Below are 4,063 nucleotides of genomic sequence, written 5' to 3' on the forward strand. Positions count from 1 at the left end.
GACTTCTTCCTCATTCAGACATCCAGCAGGCTGCTCCAGCTCCTCCTGATCTTCCTGCTTGCCCCCCGCCTCACCGTGGATGGGGTGGTCTACTCGGTGACTCTTCCCTTCACGCTTTTCTCCCTCACCATGCTCGGGAAGGTCAGGAGAGGATTTGGAGGGGTAAGGGAGCTGAAGAAATACCTCAAGTTCTCCCTCCTCTCCTACCTCAGCGGAATCGTGGCCGTGATGGGCGCAAGGTTCGATAAGGTCGTCATAGGGACCCTCTACGGGGACAGGGTCCTGGGGCATTATCAGCTCGTCTTCCAGTTCTACTCGGCGATGCAGGCGCTGCCCTCGAGCCTGAGCAGCTACATACTCCCACTGAGGTCCTCGGGAAGGTCAACGAGACTTCAGGAGGTCCTCGGACTCCTGATCTCCATAGCAGCATCTTTGGCCGGATTCCTCCTCATACCCATGGTCGTGGAGAGGTTCTTCCCGAGTTTCTATCCGGAATCGGCCTACGCCGGCAGCATAGCATCTCTCTGTTTGATCATAGACTCCCTCTACGGCATATCCTCCGCCAAGAGGCTCAGCGAGGAGGATCCAGTCTCCGTTCTGATATCAAGCTCCGTTTCCCTTCCCATCCTCTTCTCCTCGATATACTTCCTCGGCTCCTCCCTAGGGGTGAGCGGGCTCGCCCTCTCGCTCCTTACCTACAGGGCATCCGCCCTCATCTCCCTAACCCTATCTAGTATGAGGTCCGGGGAGGGAGCCGGCCGTGGTCATCCTACCAGCGGTTATTCCGCCATCGATCACGAGCACGGCTCCGGTGACGTAGGATGAGAGAGGGGAGGCCAGATAGAGTATGGCCCTGGCCACCTCTTCAGCCCTGGCGACCCTGCCCATCGGGACGAGGGAGGAGTAGCTCCTGAAGCGCTCCTCGCTCCCGGCTATTCCCCTCAGCATAGGGGTGTCGACGAGCCCCGGAACAACAGCGTTGACCCTTATCCCCTTATCAGCCAGCTCAAGAGCCAGGGCCTTGGAGAAGGCTATGACTGCAGCTTTGGCTGAGCAGTAAGCGGTCCCTCTCGGATAAGGGCTTATTCCAGCTATTGAGCTGACGTTGACTATGGAGTCACCCATGTGGGGTAGGGAGAACTTCGTCATGAGGAAAGTCCCCCTTAGGTTCACGTTTATCACATGATCCCAATCCTCGACCGACAGCTCCGTGAGAGGGGCTGCTCTGAAGACGCCGGCGGCGTTCACGAGGATGTCTATCCTCCCCCACCTGTCCACCACCTCGTCGACCAGTCTCCTCGCTTCCTCCTCCCTGGAGACGTCACCGAGGTGAAGGGAGACTCTCCCGCCTCCCAGGGCCCTGAGGGCAGCTTCTCCCTTCCCCCTGTCCCTCCCAACTATTGAGATTAGCGCTCCCTCCCTCATGAAGAGCTCAGCTGTCGCGAGGCCTATTCCTGAGGTGCCCCCTGTTATCAGGGCGACCTTACCCTCGAGGAGCATGGGGGATACAGGGGCCTGATGAAGATATCCTTATCCCGGGCTCAGAGCTCGAACTCCGCAACCAGTATCGCATGATCTGATGGTTTCTCAGCCAGCCTGGGCTCCAGATCTATGTAGCAGTCGATGCTCCTCTCCGCCAGGGGCTCCGTGGCGAGGAGGTGATCAACGCGCCAGCCTATCCCCCTGCTCACGGGATCCCTGACCCTGTAGTCGTAGAAGGTGTACTGCCCCTCCTCCCCGGGATGGTGTCTCCTGAAGAGGTCGACCAGCCCCCAGGAGAGGATCCCCTTGAAGAGCTCCCTGACCTCGATGTGGAAGTCCACGTGGTTCTTGAGACCCTCCGGATCGTGCACATCAATCGGCTCCGGGGCTACGTTGAGATCACCACCCAGGAGCAATTTCCAGTTCCTATCGTACTCGACCTCCAGGAGCCTCCTGAGGTCCCTGAGCCACCCGAGCTTGTAAACGTACTTGGGGCTGTCTATCCTGAACCCCTGGGGAACGTAGGCGTTCAAGACGTGTATCCCCTTGTAGATCCCCCTGACGAGCCTATCCGGGTCCCTGCCGAAGAGTCCGAACCTGACTCCCTCTAGCTCCTCTCTAGAGGCTATTGCAACCCCGTTGTAACCGCCAGTTCCATGGAAGACAACGTTGTATCCTATCTCCCTGAACTCCCTCACTGGGAACTTCGAATCATCCACCTTGGTCTCCTGCATCATCAGGATGTCAGCCCCGCTCCTCTCGAGCCAGGGTATCACTATGTGGAGCCTCGACCTTATCGAGTTCACGTTGTACGTGGCCACCTTGAGGAGCATGGGCTTATGAGCGCGGTGAGTCTTATAATCCGCCGCATCTTTTATTAAGCAATTTTTTTAAGAAAGTAAAGTTTTAAATATCGCAGCTCAGGTATAGTGAGGTGATGGCATGAGTGAGGAGATGAGACCTCAACTCGTGAGGGCATTCAAGGACCTGAGGCTGGGATCCCTGCTGGCTCTCCTCTCAGACATACTCGTGATAGCTTCCTTCCTCCCACTCCTGATGTCCATGCCCACGATCTTCTGGCGGATCCCCCGCCAGGAGGCTCCAAAATCCCTGAGGGAGTTGCTGTCCCCGATGATGCCGATGGCCGTTTCAGCCTTGACGCTCGCGCTAGCGGCCTTGGTCTTGGGGCTGGTGGGCCTCTACCTCTGGTACAGGGCATCCTCATCCTTCAAGCTTTATGATGAGGCCAAGTTCAGCCTGGGAAGGATCGGAGCCGTGATGTCCATAGCGGGCTCTCTTGTGCTGGCAATCTCCTTGGCCGCAATCTTTTACTTCCTGCTCTCCCTTCCCCCGAGATACGAGAGGCCGCCCGAGTGGGGGATCGGGGCCCTGGCCGCCCTGCTTCCGGGGATTGCGGGCCTCCTCCTTGGGGTTTCTGTCTACGTGATCGGCTGGATACTCTACGGTATCATGGTGATGAGGCTCAGCGAGATACCGGGCCTGAGTCAGGACTTCAGGTATGCAGGCATACTCATGATAGCTGGCACGGTCCTCTCCATGCTCGGGAGCCTGGGAGTGATAGGAGTCCTTGTCGAGATGGCGTCCCTGATAATGATCTTCGTCTACTCGGACACCGCGATCAAGGGCCTGAGCCCCTCGCAATGATCAAATTTTATTTTTTCACTCCCTGGGTATCGGGGGTCGCAGTGGACCTGGTCAGGGCCCGCCTGAGGATATACGGAAGGGTTCAGGGGGTCTTCTTCAGGTCTACGATGAGGGAGATAGCCAACGAGCTCGGGGTAAGCGGCTGGGTGAGGAACATGCCCGATGGCAGCGTGGAGGCCGTGGTTGAGGGGGAGAGGGACAAGGTGGAGGAGCTGATAAGGTGGGCTCACAGGGGACCCCCGCTCGCCAGGGTGGAGAGGGTGGAGGTGGTCTGGGAGAGGTTCAGGGGGGACTGGAAGGGGTTCAGCGTGCTCAGGTGATCCCGAAATGTTTTTAATTTGATGTATCGGATCGATCTGGGTGAGAAACATGGCCTCCAGGGGATTCTCGCTCCTCGGTCTCAGGTTGGACATGCTCCTGACCCTCTCCCTGATAATAGCGGTCTCCACATTCGTCTTCACGCTCCTCCTCGGCTCCATCGGGCTGGTGGGAGGGGTGATCCTCGCCCTCGCGTTCAACGCGTTCATGTGGATGATCTCACCCTACCTGCTCATAGGGATGTACAGGTTGAGGGAGATCAGGAGGAGTGAAATACCATGGCTTCACGATGCTGCGGAATTCCTGGCGAGGAAGAGCGGGCTTAAGACTCCAAAACTCTACCTGGCACCGATAAATGTCCCAAACGCCTTCGCATTCGGGAGCCCGATCTTCGGCTACGGCGTCGCGGTGACTGAGGGCCTGCTCAGGACGCTGAGCGAGGAAGAGGTGGAGGCGGTTCTTGGTCACGAGATAGGGCACATAAAGCACAGGGACATGCACGTGATGATGATAGCGACTGCCCTCCCCTCCATATTCATGCAGATGGGCAGGTGGATCATGTTGAGCTCCATTTACGCCCAGGGGGAGAGGGAAAGGG

The 4,063-nt window shown here is 57.9% G+C and carries 6 protein-coding genes; 4 read left to right on the forward strand and 2 right to left on the reverse strand.

The features are described 5' to 3' along the window. The coding region (locus BA066_06995; GenBank protein ID RDD52943.1) for a hypothetical protein at positions 1-825 on the forward strand (825 nt) is incomplete at its 5' end. Here BA066_06995 and BA066_07000 read toward each other — a convergent pair. Together BA066_07000 and xth are read right to left on the reverse strand one after the other, a co-directional pair. Continuing rightward, positions 727-1,500 (reverse strand): SDR family NAD(P)-dependent oxidoreductase, encoded by a 774-nt coding sequence (locus tag BA066_07000; protein RDD52944.1) that lies wholly within the window; start codon positions 1,498-1,500, stop codon positions 727-729. The two genes, BA066_06995 and BA066_07000, sit on opposite strands and share 99 nt — an antisense overlap. 41 nt (positions 1,501-1,541) lie before the next feature. Continuing rightward, positions 1,542-2,315 carry an exodeoxyribonuclease III gene (xth, locus tag BA066_07005; protein RDD52945.1) on the reverse strand — a complete coding sequence of 258 codons (774 nt, stop codon included), beginning with the start codon at positions 2,313-2,315 and terminating at the stop codon, positions 1,542-1,544. 109 nt (positions 2,316-2,424) lie between these two features. On the opposite strand from xth, the gene BA066_07010 reads away from it, so the two are divergent. The 3 genes from BA066_07010 to BA066_07020 all read left to right on the forward strand — a co-directional run. Next, positions 2,425-3,147, forward strand: coding sequence for a hypothetical protein (locus tag BA066_07010; GenBank protein ID RDD52946.1), 723 nt, complete (start codon positions 2,425-2,427; stop codon positions 3,145-3,147). A gap of 41 nt (positions 3,148-3,188) precedes the next feature. Next, a complete protein-coding gene (locus BA066_07015) occupies positions 3,189-3,467 on the forward strand; it encodes an acylphosphatase (protein RDD52947.1) in 279 nt (92 codons plus the stop codon). A 49-nt stretch (positions 3,468-3,516) separates the two neighbouring features. Then, on the forward strand, positions 3,517-4,063 hold a 547-nt coding region (locus BA066_07020; GenBank protein ID RDD52948.1), incomplete at its 3' end, for a hypothetical protein.

It is taken from the genome of Candidatus Korarchaeota archaeon NZ13-K (assembly GCA_003344655.1).
GTDB lineage: Archaea > Korarchaeota > Korarchaeia > Korarchaeales > Korarchaeaceae > Korarchaeum.